The organism is Bartonella sp. ML70XJBT.G (assembly GCF_028618575.1).
Taxonomy (GTDB): Bacteria; Pseudomonadota; Alphaproteobacteria; order Rhizobiales; family Rhizobiaceae; genus Bartonella.
This window is the reverse complement of sequence record NZ_JAQITA010000001.1, coordinates 177,643-196,091: the sequence shown is the minus strand read 5'-3', so window position 1 is coordinate 196,091 and position 18,449 is coordinate 177,643. Positions and strand designations below refer to the sequence as shown.

Annotated in this window: 21 protein-coding genes; 20 read left to right on the top strand and 1 reads right to left on the bottom strand. The window is 36.6% G+C overall.

Features of this window, described 5'->3' with window-relative positions; genetic code table 11:
• Positions 1–69 precede the first annotated feature (69 nt).
• Positions 70–1,350, top strand: a complete 1,281-nt coding sequence (locus PVV64_RS00820; protein ID WP_273759274.1) for a ubiquinone biosynthesis hydroxylase — start codon at positions 70–72, stop codon at positions 1,348–1,350.
• Between the two features lie 1,165 nt (positions 1,351–2,515).
• On the opposite strand, the gene PVV64_RS00815 is transcribed toward PVV64_RS00820, so the two are convergent.
• Positions 2,516–2,803, bottom strand: coding sequence for an H-NS histone family protein (locus PVV64_RS00815; RefSeq protein ID WP_273759192.1), 288 nt, complete (start codon positions 2,801–2,803; stop codon positions 2,516–2,518).
• Positions 2,804–3,509: 706 nt separating this feature from the next.
• Between PVV64_RS00815 and PVV64_RS00810 the strand changes: the two genes are divergently transcribed.
• From PVV64_RS00810 to virB11, 19 genes are all read left to right on the top strand, one after another.
• Positions 3,510–4,130 carry a hypothetical protein gene (locus PVV64_RS00810; RefSeq protein WP_273759191.1) on the top strand — a complete coding sequence of 207 codons (621 nt, stop codon included), beginning with the start codon at positions 3,510–3,512 and terminating at the stop codon, positions 4,128–4,130.
• 127 nt (positions 4,131–4,257) lie between these two features.
• Complete coding sequence (gene korA, locus PVV64_RS00805) at positions 4,258–4,557, top strand: KorA family transcriptional regulator (protein WP_273759190.1); 300 nt, start codon at positions 4,258–4,260, stop codon at positions 4,555–4,557.
• Positions 4,520–4,837: a VirB2 family type IV secretion system major pilin TrwL gene (gene trwL, locus PVV64_RS00800; protein WP_273759189.1), complete on the top strand. Its 318-nt coding sequence runs from the start codon at positions 4,520–4,522 to the stop codon at positions 4,835–4,837. Before korA ends, trwL (PVV64_RS00800) begins: the two co-directional genes overlap by 38 nt.
• A 129-nt stretch (positions 4,838–4,966) precedes the next feature.
• Positions 4,967–5,281, top strand: a complete 315-nt coding sequence (gene trwL / locus PVV64_RS00795; RefSeq protein WP_273759188.1) for a VirB2 family type IV secretion system major pilin TrwL — start codon at positions 4,967–4,969, stop codon at positions 5,279–5,281.
• A 103-nt stretch (positions 5,282–5,384) separates the two neighbouring features.
• Positions 5,385–5,699 (top strand): VirB2 family type IV secretion system major pilin TrwL, encoded by a 315-nt coding sequence (trwL, locus tag PVV64_RS00790; RefSeq protein ID WP_273759187.1) that lies wholly within the window; start codon positions 5,385–5,387, stop codon positions 5,697–5,699.
• 94 nt (positions 5,700–5,793) lie between these two features.
• Positions 5,794–6,099 (top strand): VirB2 family type IV secretion system major pilin TrwL, encoded by a 306-nt coding sequence (gene trwL, locus PVV64_RS00785; RefSeq protein ID WP_273759186.1) that lies wholly within the window; start codon positions 5,794–5,796, stop codon positions 6,097–6,099.
• Positions 6,100–6,213: 114 nt separating this feature from the next.
• Positions 6,214–6,522, top strand: coding sequence for a VirB2 family type IV secretion system major pilin TrwL (gene trwL / locus PVV64_RS00780; protein ID WP_273759185.1), 309 nt, complete (start codon positions 6,214–6,216; stop codon positions 6,520–6,522).
• A gap of 122 nt (positions 6,523–6,644) precedes the next feature.
• Positions 6,645–6,953 (top strand): VirB2 family type IV secretion system major pilin TrwL, encoded by a 309-nt coding sequence (gene trwL / locus PVV64_RS00775; protein WP_273759184.1) that lies wholly within the window; start codon positions 6,645–6,647, stop codon positions 6,951–6,953.
• Positions 6,954–7,063: 110 nt separating this feature from the next.
• Positions 7,064–7,375 (top strand): conjugal transfer protein, encoded by a 312-nt coding sequence (locus PVV64_RS00770; RefSeq protein WP_273759183.1) that lies wholly within the window; start codon positions 7,064–7,066, stop codon positions 7,373–7,375.
• A gap of 12 nt (positions 7,376–7,387) precedes the next feature.
• On the top strand, positions 7,388–7,696 hold the full coding sequence (locus PVV64_RS00765; RefSeq protein WP_273759182.1) for a type IV secretion system protein VirB3: 309 nt from the start codon (positions 7,388–7,390) through the stop codon (positions 7,694–7,696).
• Positions 7,697–7,698: 2 nt separating this feature from the next.
• Positions 7,699–10,170 (top strand): VirB4 family type IV secretion/conjugal transfer ATPase, encoded by a 2,472-nt coding sequence (locus PVV64_RS00760; protein ID WP_273759181.1) that lies wholly within the window; start codon positions 7,699–7,701, stop codon positions 10,168–10,170.
• Complete coding sequence (locus tag PVV64_RS00755; RefSeq protein ID WP_273759180.1) at positions 10,167–10,895, top strand: type IV secretion system protein; 729 nt, start codon at positions 10,167–10,169, stop codon at positions 10,893–10,895. Before PVV64_RS00760 ends, PVV64_RS00755 begins: the two co-directional genes overlap by 4 nt.
• 173 nt (positions 10,896–11,068) lie before the next feature.
• On the top strand, positions 11,069–11,944 hold the full coding sequence (locus PVV64_RS00750; RefSeq protein WP_273759179.1) for a type IV secretion system protein: 876 nt from the start codon (positions 11,069–11,071) through the stop codon (positions 11,942–11,944).
• Positions 11,945–12,378: 434 nt separating this feature from the next.
• Positions 12,379–13,224 carry a type IV secretion system protein gene (locus tag PVV64_RS00745; protein ID WP_273759178.1) on the top strand — a complete coding sequence of 282 codons (846 nt, stop codon included), beginning with the start codon at positions 12,379–12,381 and terminating at the stop codon, positions 13,222–13,224.
• Positions 13,225–14,321: 1,097 nt separating this feature from the next.
• Positions 14,322–14,465, top strand: a complete 144-nt coding sequence (locus PVV64_RS00735) for a lipoprotein (protein WP_273759177.1) — start codon at positions 14,322–14,324, stop codon at positions 14,463–14,465.
• Complete coding sequence (locus PVV64_RS00730; protein WP_273759176.1) at positions 14,462–15,157, top strand: virB8 family protein; 696 nt, start codon at positions 14,462–14,464, stop codon at positions 15,155–15,157. The genes PVV64_RS00735 and PVV64_RS00730 overlap by 4 nt, the downstream gene beginning before the upstream one ends.
• 13 nt (positions 15,158–15,170) lie before the next feature.
• A complete protein-coding gene (virB9, locus tag PVV64_RS00725) occupies positions 15,171–15,977 on the top strand; it encodes a P-type conjugative transfer protein VirB9 (RefSeq protein WP_273759175.1) in 807 nt (268 codons plus the stop codon).
• Positions 15,977–17,155, top strand: coding sequence for a type IV secretion system protein VirB10 (gene virB10 / locus PVV64_RS00720; protein ID WP_273759174.1), 1,179 nt, complete (start codon positions 15,977–15,979; stop codon positions 17,153–17,155). The genes virB9 and virB10 overlap by 1 nt, the downstream gene beginning before the upstream one ends.
• Positions 17,127–18,191 (top strand): P-type DNA transfer ATPase VirB11, encoded by a 1,065-nt coding sequence (gene virB11 / locus PVV64_RS00715; protein ID WP_273759173.1) that lies wholly within the window; start codon positions 17,127–17,129, stop codon positions 18,189–18,191. Before virB10 ends, virB11 begins: the two co-directional genes overlap by 29 nt.
• Positions 18,192–18,449 lie beyond the last annotated feature (258 nt).

Genomic DNA, 18,449 nt, shown 5'->3' with positions numbered 1-18,449 from the left:
AAAAGAGAATGTTAAAAAAGATATCCTTATTTAAAAACGAATAAACTGCCAACAATGGAACGAAGTGTTGTGTATTCTGATCCTAGTAAAAATATAAAACCCGATAAAAAGACCAAATCCAACAAAACGTTAAAACAATGCGATCTTCTCATTGCGGGGGGAGCGGCGGTTGGTTTAACGCTAGCAATAGCACTCAAGCAAACAGCCCCCACACTGAAAATAACTATCGTTGATGCTGCTTCCCCACAAGACATGCCCACTTCCAATATACGAACAATTGCCCTTTCAGCTGCTTCTATTCGTATGTTAAAACAATTGCAATGTTGGAAACCTATAGAACCCTATGCCCAACCCATTCATTCCATGATCATCACTGATGCATGCGTAAATGATCCTGTCAAACCGACTCTTTTAACCTTTGCAGGAGATATCGCTCCCGATGAGCCCTTTGCAGCTATGGTGGAACATAGAGAACTCACAAATGCTTTAAAAAAGCGTGTAAAAGATCTGGATATTTCTGTTATTACAAACACACGCGTTGTTGATTTTCACCAACAAGAGCAGCATACAACTGTCACCTTAAACAATGGAAAAATTTGGCAAACGAAATTGCTTATTGCAGCTGATGGAGCGCATTCCCAATTACGCACAAAAGCAGGACTGAAAAACTTTTCTCATTCCTATAAACAAACGGCAATCATCTGCACTATTGAACATGAAAAACCCCATCTCGGACAAGCCATTCAACATTTCTTACCTGCTGGACCTTTCGCGCTTCTCCCCCTCAAAGGCAACAGATCGGCCATTGTATGGAATGAAGATCATAAAACCGCACAATATTACCTCAAAGCTGATGCCCTTATTTTTGAAACAGAACTCGAGAAACGCATTGGTCATCGACTTGGAAAGCTCTCTTGGAATGGTGAACGTCAAGCTTTTCCCCTAAACCTTTCACTAACACGTCAATGCATTAAAGCTCGGTTTGCTCTGGTTGGCGATGCTGCCCACACAATTCATCCCCTAGCAGGACAAGGACTTAATTTAGGATTACGCGATAGCGCTGCACTTGCTGAAGTTCTTATTGAAACAGCACGATTGGGACTTGATATTGGCTCCCTCACTGCTTTAGAGCGCTATCAAGGCTGGAGACGTTTTGAAACCACACGTATGGCTTTAAGCAATGACTGGCTTAACAAACTTTTTTCTAATGATAATCTCTTTTTGCGAATACTACGCGATACCGGTCTTGGAATTGTCAATCAAACACCAAAGATAAAACAATATCTCATTCAAGAAGCCGCCGGTCTCTCCCCTCATGCTCCACGTTTGCTACAGGGACTCCCACTTTAAAAAATAAACAAAATCCATACCATTTCACTGTTTGCAAGCTATGAATAAGATTTCTCCCAATTGTTAAAGAGAAGCCCTTCACTTATTTTTCTATACTAAGCTTTTCAAAGAATCGATATACTGTAGTGTCACTTGGTATTTTTTCATAAAAATCTTTGAAGAATCATGCATGTAATCTTTCCCTTTGCATACTGTTCAAGCAAAAAAAGCGAGAAAATGGTTCTTTCTATCTTTTCAATACACCCTCTATTCAATGATCTACATAATGAATTTTGATAACAAATGCATTTAAATACATCACAAAATTCTCTCAAAATGCTAAAACCAATCCAATGACAAAAACCTTATCCCCTAAAACACTTGCTTATCTCAAACAGACCAACAATAAAAAGATCAAGCCCAGAGCTGCTCTCTACAGCCACACCATAAAAAAACAAACAAATCCATAACAGCATCACATGACGATCCTACAGATCAGTATTTAAAACATAAAGACATGCTTCAACATATTAGCTTACAATGAGAATTTATCATTTTGCATATTGTAAAAATCTTGAACACAGCAAATTCTCAACTCTTTTTATGAAGAATCAATCAAAGCCATGCGCTTACAGATCACAAAAAGAATCAATGTATAGATAAAACCGCTTAAGAAAGAGATGAAAGTACCTCTCATAAATTATTTTATGCAAAAATAAACATAATTTGAGCTGGCAAATAAAATGATAACACCAGCATTATTACAGTAATACATTGATTTATTGTGATAAGTTATCGTTTTTTTTCAATTTAGAATCACAACACCGTATACTGTAAAATTTTTATCACAGTCCACCTTACATTGAACCAATGAACATCACCTTTTTGCACAGCATAAAAAGCGTTTAAATGTAGATAAAAATGAGTAAAAAATACCTCTCATAAACCCTCTCAAATACAAAAGCTATAGTGCAATTGAGAGCTTCTAAACAGTATGGACGATACTGACTTAGCAGCAACACAGCTTTCCCCGTCGAACGAATGCCTGATGTTTTCTATAGTTTTACCTTACCGCTCAGCGCTTTAATACATTAACTCAGCATTTTATATATCGAATCACCCAAAAGAACACACTGCCTGAGTTCCCATCTCTTGCTTCTCATAACTTTTGCATATTGCTTAAGTATTATGTCACTTCTAACTCTTCAAGCGTACAACCACTCTCCAACCATTCCTTAATCCACTTAGGCCTACGCCCACGTCCATTCCATAACTCCCATTGATTATTGGGATTTCTATAATGGCGTTCTTTACCGACAAGATCAGCAATATCAATTCCATGTGCACTGGCAATTTCAAGAATTTTGCGTCGTGCATTTTGTTTTTCTTTTGCTTGCCGCCTTTTCAATTCTACATCGATTTGAGCACGCATTTCTTGTAGTTCATCAAAATTCATCTTTTTGAGATCATCCACCTTAATTACTCCCCTTGCAAAAAAGAATTGTGCTTTGCCATATTTTAAACACAATTATAGACAATTTTTGTCCATTTATTATCGAAATTAAAACTACGATAAATATGTCACCTTGACGGAGATGTGCTTTGGACCACGAAGAGTTGTTTAATTGTGTCGCAATTATCACGACCGTATCCTTTTTCGGTTTGATCGCTGAAATGGATAATCGGGGTATACAAAGACCATTACCTCTCCCTGACTCTCACGAACCAGCGGTCAAAAGTGAATATAAATCGCCATTTTATAAACTATGGCAATATGTGAGAAAGAACAAGCCCTCTGTGCATAATGATCGTACAGTTCATGCTTACAATAAGAAATATTCCCATACACAACGGCTTTCTGGTTTAAATCGATATTCTCTTGAAAAAATTGAAAAATCAAAAAATTATATAAAACAATCAACCCCAACGACCAAACAAAAATGGTTCTTCCTTAAGAGTAATCTCTCTTTTTGCAAACATGATTGCTATCACATTGATTGGGTACTAGAATATGTGAAAAACATCCTTAAAAAGAAGCAAATCCATATTTATAAAGGATATTCTAAGCTTAAGAATCTTGCTTCGTCTATCTATCAAAACACAGTGTGGCAACAGTCAGAAAAACCACACAGACTTGACGTTTGTATCAAGAAATCTTTTCATGATTGGATGTATTGCTTATGATTGTTCCAAATTTCATAATGGTTGCTGCTGCATACGCATCAACTCTACACGCGACAGTACCTTCAACTGTCGTTATACAAGAGTCGTGGAATAATATCTGTGCAGTAAATATGAGTGATAAATTATCATACTCCCCATCAGCACCTAAAAAAACAATAGTAACAATTAAGCAAAGTGAACATAATTTTGACGTAAATATAGGGCAAATTGATGTTGATAATAAGAAAGAGTCACAACTCTTTCCTTCTGAGATTTCTGATCGTTATAAGAATTTTCACATTGTAAGAACTGCTTTAGAGCGTTGCTGTGAACAGACAGTGCCGCAAGATAGTGCTGAACAAATTGTGCTTAGTTTTTACGGCGCTGGAAAATTCAAAAATAGCTTTGTTGATCTTGATGTGCAAAAAGATGCCTCATCTGTTGAGGTAAAGGCTTCTACGCTCGTAGATGAAGAATTAGAGGAGCCCACATGGCTTCATAGCAGAAAGGTAGAACAAAAAATTAAGATAGAGTCTCTTCCTGTCTCTTTAGAAGAAGATGCTTTTACACATAAAGAAAGTAGTGCCCATGATGCCTTTACAGTAGAAGACTCTCCATTGGAAAGGCAGCAGGACTAATGATTACTATATTTATCGTTTAGAATTACAATTTTGATAGAATGTCATGATGAAAGGTAGATAAGAAATTATTAAAGCTCTAATTAGTAAGATTGCATAAAATCTTTTCTAATTGAGGGCAGAAATAATGAAAATGATAGAACAAAATAGTGTTGATATGGCATTTAATCAAAAAGCAGCACGTGAGATTACAATTGTGATGCGTTCAGAAAGGGAGTGGTATTTTACATTTGTTGCAGATGATCCAGTAACTGGGACAGCAAATGAATATACACTTCTTACACAAAGAGGAAAATTGAGAACTTGGGCTGATCCAAAATATCTTTTTAAATTTCTTCATGAAAGAGGGGTTGCTTATGGCAGTTTTAAACTTAATCAGGACAAACAAAATGAAACAAGCAAATATTTTCCAAACAACAGTTCGTAATAAAATTATTACAACTGTCGCAGTTATAACTGTATTTTTTATAACCCATCCAGCATGTGCTCAAGCCCAAACTTTGGGTAAAGCAAAAACAGCTTTAGAAGGGCTTCAGAAAGAATTGGGTACTATTATACCTATTGCCGCTGCTATTATACTTTTGGGCTTAGCAATTGGTTACGCTGGACGTTACATCGAAAAAGATACTTTTGTGCGCTGGGCAATTGGCGTTGTAATCGCTGGTTCAGCAGTTGAACTTGTTAATATGTTATTTAAAAATCCATAATGAAATAAATTCTAAAGAGGATATAGTTCAAAGTAAATTCTATTATTCAGTTGCAGAAAAGGCGGCATAGTGTCGTTTAATATTGAAACGTAAAATAGTACTCATGAGCGAACTTTAATGAGAGGGAAAATGAAAAAATTAAATAATTTTCAATCAGAAAATAATAATCAGATCATTGTAGTTTCTGCAATTATAACTGCATTTTTTATAACTCATCCTGCTTACGCTAAACTAGATAAGGCTGCAAAAGCATTAGGTGATTTGAAAACAGATCTTATTAGTAACATTATCCCTATCGCTGCTGCAGTTATACTTCTGTGTTTAGCAATTGGTTATGCTGGACGTTACATCGGAAAAGATACTTTTGTACGCTGGGCAGTTGGCGTTGTCATTGCGGGTTCAGCGACTGAACTTGCCACTTTATTGTTTACTGGTAAATCATAAGTCCATTGAAATATAAAATGTTAAACGTTAATGCTCATTTCGTTGAAAAAAGAAGTTTTTCAGCAGTAATTTTATGCCAACTAATCTAATTAGATTTAAAAATATGAAACGATTAAACACTTTTCAGTCGCAAAAAAATAATGGAATCAACACAATTTCAGCAGCTATAACTCTGTTCTTTATGAGTAATCCTTTGCGTGCCCAACAAACTTTAGATAATGCAAGAAAAGCTTTAGACGGTTTGCAAAACGATCTTATTAAAAACATTATTCCTGTTATCGCTGCCGTTACACTTTTGTGTTTAGCAATTGGTTATGCTGGCCGTTATATCGAGAAAGATACTTTTGTACGTTGGGCAATTGGCGTAGTCATTGCTGGTTCAGCAACTCAACTTGTCGGCATGTTATTCACAAAATAGATTTTATTTGTCGGCTATAGATAAATTGGTAATGATATTAATTAATATTAAACAGTAGAAACAGTATTCATGATAACTTTAATAAGAGCAGAAGATGAAACAACTAAATAATTTCCAATCGAAAAATAATAATCGAATCATTGTAGTTTATACAGCTATAATTGTGTTTCTTATAGTTCATCCTGCATATGCACAACTAGGTAAAGCAAAAGGTGCTTTAGAGGCTCTGAAAACAGATCTTATTACTAACATTATCCCTATTGCCGCTGCCGTCATACTTTTATGTTTAGCAATTGGTTATGCAGGACGTTATATTGGAAAAGATACTTTTGTGCGCTGGGCAGTTGGTGTTGTCATCGCTGGTTCAGCAACTGAACTTGTTACAATGTTATTCGGTTAATCATAGAGTCTATAGTACGAAATCCTTTTCTTCAAGGAAAGTCTGTGTTCAGTCATAGTCTTTACTTATACTGTCAAGAGATAAACATTATTAGAGCTTTAATGAGAATAGAATATGAAACAACAAAATAATTTCCAATTAAAAAATGATAGTAAAATATTTGCAATTTTCACAACTATAGTTGTGTTTTTCATAATTCATCCTGCATACGCCCAAAATACTTTGAACAAAGCTAAAACTGCTTTAGAAGCTTTGCGAGACGATCTTATCAACAATATTATTCCTCTTGCTGCTGCCGTTATACTTTTATGTTTGGCAATTGGTTATGCTGGCCGTTATATCGAAAAGGATACTTTTGTACGTTGGGCAATAGGTGTTGTCATCGCTGGCTCTGCAACTCAACTTGTTGCGATGCTGTTTTAGTCATAATGGAGTTATTTATAACTACTATTTTAACAAAATAGATTTTACTAATTGGTTATAGGTAGACTGATAATGATATCATTTAATATAAAAATTAAAAAAAGTATTTATGAGAATAGAAAATGAAACAATTAAAAAATTTCCAATCAAAAAATAATAATCGAATTATTGCAATTTCTGCAGCTGTAATCGTATTTTTTATGGCTCATCCCGCATATGCAGAACTAAAACATGCTAAAAATGCTTTAGAAAAGCTGAAACAGGATCTTATTAAAAATATTATTCCTGTTGCTGCTGCCATCATACTTTTGTGCTTAGCAATTGGTTATGCAGGGCGTTATATCGAAAAAGATACATTTATCCGTTGGGCAATCGGCGTTGTCATCGCTGGTTCAGCAACTCAACTTGTTGCAATGTTATTTAAAGGTTAACTGAAGTTAGTCATAGAAATAATAAACACAAAGTGTTTTAAAAAAATTATTTATGCAGCAAACCAGAAAATATTTCTATAGTAAGTTCAGTCATAATGGGAATAAAAGATATGAAGCAATCAAATATTCTTCAAACAAAAACTGGCAACAAGATTAGTGCTATTGTTATAATTTTAATTATATCTTTACTAACCCAACCTGCGTGTGCTCAAACAAAAACTAAAAGCTTAGATATTCTCATGGGTATGCAGTATGGGCTCAGTATGGTTATTCCCATAATTTGTGGTGTTATTCTTTTATTTTTATTGCTTATTTATATATTTCGTATCATATCAAGAGCTACATTTCTGCGATGGACGTTCAGTGTTATTATCGCTGGAGCAGCATTCTATATTAGCCATATATTATTTCACATTCAGTAACTAGAGTAGCACATGAAACCACAACAAAATGAAGCATTTCCCTTATTTAAAGGAGCAACACGTGTTCCAACCCTTTGGGGTGTACCGATGATGCCACTCATTGTTATGGCTGTAAGTGTAGCCGTTGTTGCCATGACAATAAATATCTTTTTGTGGATAATTGCTCCACCTCTGTGGTTCGTTATGGTACAAATTACCAAAAATGATGATAAAGCATTTCGGATCTGGTGGTTGTGGATTGATACCAAACTTCGTAACCGCAACAAGAGTTTTTGGGGAGCTTCAAGTTATAGTCCCTCTGATTACCGCAAAAGGAGATAAATATGATGGCTGTTGAAAGCGGCAAACGTCTTGCATCAGAAACGCCAGTGAGTTTGTTTATACCCTATTCACATCATATTACAGATACAATTATCTCTACTAAAAATGCAGAATATTTATCGGTCTGGAAGATTGATGGGCGTTCGCATCAAAGTGCTTCACAAGAAGATATCTTTCAGTGGGCTAAAGAGCTAAACAATACTTTACGTGGTATTGCATCGGCCAATTTGTCATTTTGGACACATATCGTACGCCGACGTGTTTATGAATATCCTGATTCAACATTTGATCAAGCTTTTTGCTATCAGCTTGATGAAAAATATCGGCAAAGCTTTACTGGTTATAATCTGATGGTCAATGACCTATATCTGACTATCGTTTTCCAACCGATTGCTGATAAAATCATGTCATTCTTTTCTCAACATGAGCGTGAAACACTCGATCAAAAAAAGATGCGGCAGGAATCATGTATCAAGACTCTCAATGATATCAACAACACTCTAGGCCAATCGTTAAAGCGTTATGGTGCAGAAATTCTTGGCGTTTATGAAAAAAACGGACATGTTTATTCTTCTGCGCTTGAATTTCTTGGAATGCTTGTCAATGGCGAATACAGATCTATGCCGATCTGTTTTGATCGTTTTGCTGACTATATGTCTATCAACAGACCTTTTTTCTCGAAATGGGGTGCTCTTGGCGAATTGCGGACAAGCAGTGGAATGCGTCGATTTGGAATGCTAGAAATTAAAGAATACGACACGACAACAAAGCCAGGTCAACTAAATGTTTTGCTGGAAAGTGACTTTGAATTCATCTTGACGCAAAGTTTTTCCGTGCTCTCACGGCATGCTGCTAAGGATTATTTACAGCGTCATCAGCGTAACCTTATTGATGCTCGCGATGTAGCAACAAGTCAAATTGAACAAATTGACGAAGCGTTAAACCAACTTGTTAGCGGGCATTTTGTCATGGGTGAACATCATTGTACGTTGACCATCTATGGTGATACAGCTCAACAAGTTCGTGACTATATGGCAAAAGCAAGTGCCGCATTGCTAGATGCAGCAGTATTACCAAAACCGGTAGATTTGGCCATAGAGGCTGGTTATTGGGCGCAACTGCCTGCAAATTGGAAATGGCGACCACGTCCAGCACCAATTACATCGCTGAACTTTTTGTCATTCTCATCCTTTCACAATTTTATGTCAGGCAAACCAACAGGAAATCCATGGGGGCCAGCAGTTACAATTCTTAAAACCATCAGTAAAACGCCGCTTTATTTTAATTTTCATGCCTCTAAACTTGAAGAGGATTCGACAAATAAACGTTTGCTTGGTAATACCGCACTTATAGGACAATCTGGTTCTGGTAAAACTGTGCTTCTTGGTTTTTTATTAGCACAAGCGCAGAAATTTAAACCAACAACTGTTGTCTTTGACAAAGATCGTGGTATGGAAATTGTTATTCGGGCTATGGGTGGTCGATATCTCACATTCAAGCCTGGTAGGCGAAGTGGTTTCAATCCCTTTCAACTTCCTCCCACACAAGATAATCTGATTTTTCTAAAACAGTTTGTTAAAAAATTAGCAGAAGCTGGCGGTGAAGTTACACATCACGACGAAGAAGAAATTAACCAAGCTGTCATGTCTGTCATGAGTAGCAATATTGATAGATCTCTGCGTCGTTTGTCTTTTTTAGTGCAGTTCTTACCCAATCCACATTTAAACGATTATAATGCACATCCATCTGTTCATGCTCGCTTAATAAAATGGTGTGAAGGTGGTGATTATGGATGGTTATTTGATAATCCCAATGATGCGCTGGATCTCTCAACCCACCAAATTTACGGTTTTGATATTACCGAATTCTTAGATAGCCCAGAAACTCGTACTCCGGTCATGATGTATTTGCTTTACCGCACAGAAGGAATGATTAGCGGCCAGCGGTTTATGTATATCTTTGATGAGTTTTGGAAGCCTTTGCAAGATCCATATTTTGAAGATTTGGCAAAGAACAAACAAAAGACCATTCGTAAACAAAATGGTATTTTTGTTTACGCTACACAAGAGCCTAGCGATGCCTTAGAAAGTAATATCGCCAAGACTCTTATTCAACAGTGTGCAACTTACATTTTTCTAGCCAATCCTAAGGCAAGTTATGAGGATTATACACAAGGTTTTAAACTCACTGATGCTGAATTTGAACTAATCAAAGGACTCGGTGAATTTAGTCGCCAATTTCTTATCAAGCAAGGCGACCAATCTGCACTTGCAGAGTTAAATCTCGGTAAATTCCATGTGAAAATCGATGGAAAAACCATTGATAGAGACTTTAGTGAGGAGCTCTTGGTATTATCAGGCACGCCTGATAATGCAGAATTGGTCGAAAACATTATCGCTGAAGTAGGCGATGATCCAGCAGTATGGTTACCAATTTTTTTACAACATGTCAAAAATGACAGGAGGGAAACATGAAAAAGGTAATTATAACAATAGCCATAACAGCAATTTTAGGAACGCCAAGCTCATCAATGGCTTGGAGTTGGGGATGGGCTCCAGCACCGAACCTATTCGCTTCAAAGCCTGCCAATCAACCTGTATTAACAACAAAAAACTATACAATTGAGGATATATTAAAATTATTAGAATTACAGCTTGATACGAACAAACAGCAACTTGAACAAACAAAAAAAACGCATCAATCTATAACAGAGAATCGACAATTTGGATCTGCACAAACAAACTATACTAGTTTTTTTCTTAAAAATCCAGAATTGGTTTATAATGAAGATAATGCTTCAGATATATTCGCATTAGTCAAAAATATTCTTCAGAAAGAAAATACTTCTACTTCTGTTCGAGAATCCCGAGATGCCATCACTAAACGTATTCAATATGCAACAAGTGCTGATAAAGCCGTAAGTTTAAAGACTTTTCAAGATGCAGAAAATCGTTTTAAGAAAATCTTAGAACTTGTGGAACAAATCAATAAAACAACAGATCTGAAAAGTATTGCTGACCTGCAAGCACATATAACTGGAATGCTAGCCATGATACAAAATGAAACAGCAAAATTACAAATGGTTAACTATTCGCACAATGCAGAACAAGCATTTATCAAACAAAAAAAATACAAACGCAATATGAAAATTTTGAATCATAAAAACATACAAATGCCTAACATAAAATCTACCCGGTGAAGTTTTTTCTCACAATGTTTATTATATCATTTATTCTTTCTCACGCATCAGCAAAAAAATATGTGATGTTCAGTATTTTGAGTGATCTAAGAAGTCTGTCAAATTTAACTACATCCCAAGTGGAAAATACCTAACAACAAATAAGAGAAAAAAATTTATTAGAGAGGAATGTCATGAGCTTTCAAATGTTCAAACAGCTTTTCGATGCTATAGATACAGCAACACAAGCATATTTTACAGATATTTCCTCTAAAGCGGTCGTTACAATTACACCTTTCGTATCAGTCGGTCTTAGCATAGCTTTCATCGTATATGGATTGCTCATCATGCGTGGTGCAATAGATATGCCAGTCTCTGGATTCCTAAGCCGTTGCTTGCGGATAAGTATTATTACTTCGATAGCACTAACCGCAGGGCTTTATGAGCCAGAAATTGCAAATTTCTTAAAAGAACTACCAAATGATTTGTTAAAAGCACTCATAAAAGATCCCTTAAATAATAACCAACTCGCTCAATTACTTGATACTGCAGCCCAAAATGGCTTTGATTCTGCAGTCCGTATTTTCGAGGAAAGTGCTTTTTTAGATAGTGATGGATTGCTTTATGCTCTCTTCGGTATACTTATCTTGCTTGCTACAAGTTTCCTCGTAGCAATCGGTGGTGCATTCATCTTGCTAGCAAAAATCGCACTTGTCCTTCTGGTAGGACTCGGACCACTCTTCATCATTGCCTTACTTTGGCAACCAACCTATCAATTTTTCGAAAGATGGATAGCTCAAATTTTAAGCTATACAATTCTCATTGTACTCCTAGCTACTTTATCTAGCCTACTGATGAATATCTTTGCAAATTACATGACAGATCTGAAATTTGATGGCAATCAGAATGTAAGTTATGCGCTTGGTGGCGCTCTCATCTTATCCATTCTCTCCATTGTACTGTTGTTTAAACTATCCAACATTGCAAGATCTCTAGCAAAAGGTGTTACCTTGGGACATCTATGGAAATCTGGTGCAAGAAGCAGCATTACTTACCGTATAACCAAATGAACAGGATATTTCACCCGAGCAACCATACCTGCACTCCAGCTGAAATATTATAATTAAAATATGAAAAAAAAGTAAAGCTATAACAAATTAGGTACTTTACTTTATAATCAAAATTATAATATCAATAGTAAATAATAAATTTTTTTATTTAATTATCGCAGGAGAAGTATTTTCGTAATTTTGATTGCGAATTGTCTGCAAATCTAAAGAAACACCTAATGGATAATGCGTTCCTATTAATAAAGAAATTTCTCCCAAATTTAGTGGAGAGTATATATGAAAAAACAACAAGCTAAACCGATAAAGGCTAACAACTTAATAGTTATTACAAAGGAACGTGAAGCTTAGAAATGAATCCATCTACAAATGTGTGAAGTTAGTGTCATAATTTTCTATCTTCTGCAATCTGTAAGAATTAAAAGAAGGCATAAAATATGAAACAGCTGGTTATTGTCATAGCAATCTGTGCATTTATTCTAACACCAAACTTAGAAATAAGTGCTAGTCATCGGAGCTCCCGTTTTGGAGTCTTGTCTCCTCCAAATCAAGATCTGGACAGTCGCTCAACTTACAAAGGAGCATTGCCGCCCCCAGAGCCAACTAAGTCAAAACCACCTCAGAAAAAAGCTAGCCAACCTTCGAACAGTGTAAAGACAGAAACACATACTATCACTGATATTCTAAACGCAATGAAAGAGCAGAATGCAGATAATGAGAAACTACACGATCTCTTTACGAAGATGTTGACATCCATAACAGGCCCTCGAGATATATTTAAAAAATATGCACTAAATTCATGGCACAGTGAATGGGGTCGTTTTTTTCTGCAAAATCCAGATCACATCTATAAGACGAACTATACACAAATAGCTACAGAGATCCCACAATGGATTGAAAACATTAAGAAAGAAGAACAAATTAATACTAATATGAAGGAGTTACGCAATGCTATTTCTGTACGTTCCGAACTTTTAGGAGTGGTTGATAAAGCCATAAGCTGGCATCTCTTGCGTCAGGCAGACAGTCGTTTTGGGACAATACACGCAATAAGAACAAAAATCGATAACGCATCCGATCTGAGAGAAATGATAGAACTGCAAATATATATTAAAACTATGATTATAGAAATTCAGAATGAAATGACAAGATTACAAACGATTGCACATTTAAGCAATGCTGAGCGTACACTGAGAGAGCAGCAAAAACGGCAATATAATATAAAGATTTTTGGGCATAAAAACAAAGAAATGCCACAAATACGGAATACGAAACCCATCTAGTAACGTTTTTAAATCATTTTTATCTATACCTTCACTTTATTCTCTTGTATGGATAAGAGATATTTTGATTGTCTTTCAATGATTTGAAAAAACATATAAAATTAGTATCCACTCAAAAAAATTCCAATGAAAAAGCCACAAAACAACAATCAATTAGTCCATTTAGTTGATGAGGTGGCTTTTTTCTTTAACACTGATGTATTACTTTATGATCTCTTCGATATTTATCCTTCTTGCTACAACTTTCCTTGTAGCAGTCGGTGGTGTGTTTATCTTGCTAGCAAAAATCGCATTTGTTCTTCTGATATGACTCGGTCTCCTCTTCATTATTTCTCTACTTTGGCAATCAACCTATCGCTTTTTCCACCAATAGATAACTCAAATCTTAAACTACATAGTTTTCATTGTACTCCTAGCTACCGTATCTAGTATACTAAAGAATATCTTTATAAATTACATGAAAACTCTGAAATTTGATAGAAATCAGAATGTAAGTTATGCGTTTGATAGCGCTCTTAATCTTGTCTTTTATTATCTCCATTTTGTTCTTGATAACACTAACAATACATTGATTTATAATGATACTTTAGTGTTATTCATATTGAATTAGAATCCTGAATACCGTAAGATTCTCTCATTTCAAATCTCTCCCATATTGAAGCAATCAAAACCACTCGCTTGCATTTTACAAGGGAGATTGGCGTTTAGATAAAAACTATAGAAGAAAAGAATAAAAATGCCTGTTATGGACCACCTTAATGCCAGGGCTATCGCAACATTGGGAGCTGACAAATATAATGATAGTATCAGCTTATTATTGTCAAGCATTGCCAATCCTCTGGATAAACGTCTTACATTAAGGAATCTATGGAGATGAGATGCCATAGAAAGCATTACTTCTCATAACAGCCATATAAGAAAATAACCAGAATATTCCAATAGCACAGTAAAAATATATGCATTCTAACTGAACATTTCCATCAACAATAAAGAAATAATAAATACAATTATAGGTGATATATTTTATAATCAAAATTGAAATAATGATAAAAAAGTGTTAGAAGCAAACATTACAGTTGTAAAATAGGAGTATTAAAATGAAAAAAATCATTTTTGCAATTTTGATTGCGAATCTTCTATCCGCTTGCGGATTTGCTCCAAAGCCAAAGCAACCAAGTAATTGGAACCGTATCCCTATTAATAAAACAGTCCCTGCCGAAATTCAGCGAGGAGCCATATGAAAAAAAAAGTTAAACCAGTAAAAGCACAACAACTTAATAGCTATTATGAAGAAAGCAGAGGCTTAGAATGTGAACTCATAAACGAATTTGTGAAGTCCCGTAAAACAGCATGGCGTGTTGCAGGTGCTGTTGGCATTTTTGGATTGTTTGGCATGATATGTGGAGTCGTTGGTTTCTCCCAACCAGCTCCAACACCTTTAGTGCTGCGCGTTGATAACACAACTGGTGCAGTTGATGTCCTTTCTATAATGCGTGAGCATGAAACCAGCTATGGTGAAGTTGTGGACAGATATTGGCTCAATCAATATGTCCTTAATCGCGAAACTTATGACTACGACACCATCCAGCTTAATTATGATACGACAGCGCTTTTAAGTGCGGGAGCTGTTCAACAGGAATTTTATAAAATCTATGAGGGTGATGATGCCCGTGACAAAGTGCTTTCTAACAAGGCACGTATCACGGTTAAAGTACGCTCGATTCAGCCAAATGGGCGTGGTCAAGCAACCGTGCGTTTTACCACACAACAACATGATAGCAGCGGTGCAGTCGGGCCAAAACAACACCAGATCGCAACAATTGGTTATACCTATGTTGGTGCACCAATGAAATCATCTGATCGATTGCTTAATCCCCTTGGTTTCCAAGTAACAAGTTACCGTGCTGATCCGGAAATACTGTTGAATAATTAAGGGATTGATTATTATGAAAAAATTTGTGTTCGTTGCCCTACTGTCTTCATTTTCCTCTCTTTATACACTACCTGTACAAGCACTCAAAACCCCATCCAGTTCACAATATGATCACCGCATTCGCTATGTCATGTATAATGTAGCTGATGTAGTTCAAATTGAAACTGTTCTCGGTGTGGCAACACATATTATCCTTGAAGAAGGTGAACAGTATATCACCCATGCCTTTGGTGATTCGGATGCTTACGCCTTTGCCCATAAGGGACGACATATCTTTATTAAACCCAAAGCAGAACTTGCTAATACCAATCTCATTGTTGTAACTGACAAACGGAGCTATAAATTTCGTCTACAGTTTAGAAATGATCGTGCTGGAGCAACCTACGAATTAGCTTTCCATTATCCCGATACAAATACCAAAGAATTAGATGAGAACACTCATCGCCTTGCTATTGAACGTGGTTTTCATCAAGGCGTGAAAGGCTATAACCTCAGCTACACCATGAGTGGTAACCAAGATATTGCTCCAATAAACGCTTGGGACAATGGACGTATTACCTATTTCAAGTTTCCTGCCAACATGGACATGCCATCAATTTACGTGGTGGATGCTGAAGGCAATGAAAGCTTAATACCACGAACTGTTGTAGGCAATTCCAATGATATTATTGCCGTTCATAAGGTAAATCCTAAGTGGCTCATACGGCTTGGCAAACGTGCTTTAGCTGTTTTTAATGAAGCCTATGATCCCAATGGTATACCAAACACAACGGGAACAATATCTTCGGTGGTTCATCGTATTAATAAAGGAGGAAAGTAATGTTTGGCGACAAGAAAGGGGATGAAATCAACAAAAATGCGAAACTAGGTCATACTGAGCAAAAACATATTGAAGGTGCATATGGGAGCTCTGAATTAGGTCTAGAGCGCCGTCCAACCATTCCTGGCGCACGTGCATTATTAATGGTAGGACTCGTTGTCATAATAGCGGTGCCAATTGCTCTGACTTGGAAAGCATTAAAAATGCGCAGTAACGCAGAAGTTGAAGAAGAAAAGCCTCAACAGACGGTACAGCAAATTATACCAAGTTATACCCCTCGTATTATAGAAGAACCGAAAATTACAGAAGAAAGTGAAAAAATAACACCAGCAGAAGACTCAACATCGGAACTTCCTGCAGCCTTAACGAAACTTCTCCAAACAACGATTCCACCACATTTGATGCAAGATTCTGAAGAATTGGCGCGCAAACGCATGTTCAGTTCTGGTCTAAACAACGGTGGCAGTAGTGAAGGTTCTACAGAAAATTCAAAGAATAAAGCCTCTAACAATGATCAAAATAGCGGTGTATTATTCGATAACCTACAGCCCGTACGATTAGGCCAATCCTATGCTGCGCAACTCCATAATCGTGATCTCTTGATTACGCAGGGAACGCAGATAGATTGCACATTAGAGACGAAGATTATTACCACACAACCAGGCATGACAACATGTCATTTAACACGTGATGTCTATTCTACAAGTGGCCGCGTTGTTTTGCTCGATCGTGGTTCTAAAGTTGTTGGATTTTACCAAAGTGGCATACAGCAAGGACAAACGCGTGTTTTCGTACAATGGTCGCGTATTGAAACCCCTTCTGGTGTGATCGTCAATCTTGACTCACCTGGTACTGGTCCTCTCGGAGAAGCTGGTATAGGTGGTTGGGTCGATACACATTTTTGGCAACGATTTGGTGGCGCAATCATGGTAAGCATAATCAGTGATTTAGGAGAATGGGTAAAAAATAAAGTTTGGCGAAAAGATAAGGAAGACAAAGGGAATAAAGAACAAGCACTGCCCCAAGGTATGCAAAATGCTCAATCGGTAGTGAACGATGTTCTGCAAAACTCTATTAACATTCCACCAACACTTTATAAGAATCAAGGCGAGCGAGTGAATATTTTTGTTGCTCGAGATTTGGATTTTAGTGATGTCTACAACCTCGTTACACGTTGATAAAATACAGAAGGATCAAGCAGTTGGACAGCTTCTGCAACCGCTTGATTGTTTCTTAGAAGATCCCAAAATTACTGAATTATCGATTTGCCGCCCCTGTGAAGTGTGGACAAAAAGCTTTGAGGGTTGGCAGGTACATAACGTACCAGAATTAACGATGGCTTTTTTGCAAACGCTTATTAGAGCTCTTATCGTTTATAATGGTATGGCTCCCAGAAGCATTAATTATGTGCGCTTACCTGGTGGACAACGTGGTACAATTGTCCAAACACCCGCTGTCATTGATGGCGCACTATCCTTTGTGATTCGCAAGCATTCCCTCACGGTTAAGACGCTAGAGGAACTTGAGAAGGAAGGCGCATTTGATAATTTTAGCGATGTAAGCTTTAATAAGCCTGCAGAAAAAGAAGCAAATAGCTTGTTATCAAAGCAGGATTTTACGCGGCTAGAACCATTTGAAGTACAACTCTTAAGTCTCAAACGTGAGAGGAAAATTCTTGAATTTTTGGAACAATGTGTACTCTACAAACGCAATATCATTATTGCTGGAAAAACGGGATCGGGTAAAACAACATTTGCTCGCTCACTCATTGAAAAAGTTCCCGTAGAAGAACGTATTATCACTATTGAAGATGTTCATGAACTTTTTCTACCCAATCATCCCAATCACGTACATATGCTTTATGGTAATGGTGCAGGTCGTGTTTCAGCTGACGAGTGCTTAGATGCATGTTTGCGTCAATCACCTGACCGCATTTTTCTTGCCGAATTGCGTGGCAACGAAGCATGGGAATATCTGAACTCGTTGAATACTGGGCATCCAGGATCAATTACAACAACACACGCCAACAATGCTTTGCAAACATTTGAGCGATGTGCCACGTTGATCAAAAGATCAGAAATTGGCCGTCAACTTGATATCGAAATGATAAAGCTCGTCCTTTACACGACAGTGGATGTGATATTGTTCTTCAAAGATAGAAAACTCTCTGAAATCTTTTATGATCCAATTTTTTCTAAATCGAAGATCATTTAAGGGGACTCTTCAGTTTTATACAGACAGTAATAACCGCGGCAAATTGTCGCGGTTTTTTATACATTTTTTGAAAATGTCTATTTTTCATGCAAAAACAAAAAGAAAAATGACTCTTAATTTACATATCAGTGAAGATTCTATAAAATATTTGATACCATAAAAACAATAACTTATCGTTTAAATTCTATATTGCACTTTCTTGTCATCAATATAGCTGCCCATTAATCGAATAATGCCTTTATAGAGTCTAGCAATACG

Coding starts and splice junctions, on each gene's coding strand:
- trwL (WP_273759188.1), top strand. CDS start 4,967: ATGAAAAAATTAAATAATTTTCAATCAGAAAATAATAATCAGATCATT.
- PVV64_RS00765 (WP_273759182.1), top strand. CDS start 7,388: ATGAAACCACAACAAAATGAAGCATTTCCCTTATTTAAAGGAGCAACA.
- virB10 (WP_273759174.1), top strand. CDS start 15,977: ATGTTTGGCGACAAGAAAGGGGATGAAATCAACAAAAATGCGAAACTA.
- PVV64_RS00810 (WP_273759191.1), top strand. CDS start 3,510: ATGATTGTTCCAAATTTCATAATGGTTGCTGCTGCATACGCATCAACT.
- PVV64_RS00745 (WP_273759178.1), top strand. CDS start 12,379: ATGAAACAGCTGGTTATTGTCATAGCAATCTGTGCATTTATTCTAACA.
- PVV64_RS00735 (WP_273759177.1), top strand. CDS start 14,322: ATGAAAAAAATCATTTTTGCAATTTTGATTGCGAATCTTCTATCCGCT.
- korA (WP_273759190.1), top strand. CDS start 4,258: ATGAAAATGATAGAACAAAATAGTGTTGATATGGCATTTAATCAAAAA.
- trwL (WP_273759184.1), top strand. CDS start 6,645: ATGAAACAATTAAAAAATTTCCAATCAAAAAATAATAATCGAATTATT.
- virB9 (WP_273759175.1), top strand. CDS start 15,171: ATGAAAAAATTTGTGTTCGTTGCCCTACTGTCTTCATTTTCCTCTCTT.
- PVV64_RS00730 (WP_273759176.1), top strand. CDS start 14,462: ATGAAAAAAAAAGTTAAACCAGTAAAAGCACAACAACTTAATAGCTAT.
- trwL (WP_273759185.1), top strand. CDS start 6,214: ATGAAACAACAAAATAATTTCCAATTAAAAAATGATAGTAAAATATTT.
- trwL (WP_273759189.1), top strand. CDS start 4,520: ATGAAACAAGCAAATATTTTCCAAACAACAGTTCGTAATAAAATTATT.
- PVV64_RS00750 (WP_273759179.1), top strand. CDS start 11,069: ATGAGCTTTCAAATGTTCAAACAGCTTTTCGATGCTATAGATACAGCA.
- trwL (WP_273759186.1), top strand. CDS start 5,794: ATGAAACAACTAAATAATTTCCAATCGAAAAATAATAATCGAATCATT.
- trwL (WP_273759187.1), top strand. CDS start 5,385: ATGAAACGATTAAACACTTTTCAGTCGCAAAAAAATAATGGAATCAAC.
- PVV64_RS00760 (WP_273759181.1), top strand. CDS start 7,699: ATGATGGCTGTTGAAAGCGGCAAACGTCTTGCATCAGAAACGCCAGTG.
- PVV64_RS00770 (WP_273759183.1), top strand. CDS start 7,064: ATGAAGCAATCAAATATTCTTCAAACAAAAACTGGCAACAAGATTAGT.
- PVV64_RS00755 (WP_273759180.1), top strand. CDS start 10,167: ATGAAAAAGGTAATTATAACAATAGCCATAACAGCAATTTTAGGAACG.